This is a genomic window from Mesorhizobium sp. M2A.F.Ca.ET.039.01.1.1 (assembly GCF_003998035.1).
GTDB lineage: Bacteria > Pseudomonadota > Alphaproteobacteria > Rhizobiales > Rhizobiaceae > Mesorhizobium.
Map to the genome: position 1 here is coordinate 1 of NZ_RZRY01001560.1, position 426 is coordinate 426.

Sequence of the window (426 nt, forward strand, 5' to 3'; positions counted from 1 at the left end):
GGTCACGGTTTCCATCGACGGCAAGCAGTACCGCATGGCTTGCGACGAGGGCCAGGAAGAGCACCTGATCGACTTGGCCGAGCGCTTCGACCGCTATGTCGCGCATCTCAAGGACTCGTTCGGCGAGATCGGCGACCAGCGGCTGACGGTGATGGCCGGCATCATGGTCATGGACGAGCTTTCGGAGCTGCAGAAGCGCGTCAAGGGCATGGAAAGCGAAGTGCTGACGCTGCGCAAGACGCGCGACGACGCGCTGGCCAAGGCCGGCAAGAGCGACGGCGTGCTGACCGACGCGCTGGGCGCGCTGGCCCAGCGCATGGAAGACCTGGCGACGACGCTGGCGGTCAAGAAGGCCTGAGCCCCGAGGCGGCAGAAATTCCTGCCGGATTTGCCGAGAAAAGATGAAAATTTTTCATCGCCGACGCC

1 protein-coding gene is annotated in these 426 nt (G+C 63.8%); it reads left to right on the forward strand.

What is annotated here, in order from left to right:
* Positions 1-358 (forward strand): cell division protein ZapA (locus EOA24_RS40920; RefSeq protein ID WP_133375125.1); only part of this gene is annotated, 358 nt, incomplete at its 5' end.
* Between the last annotated feature and the right edge of the window lie 68 nt (positions 359-426).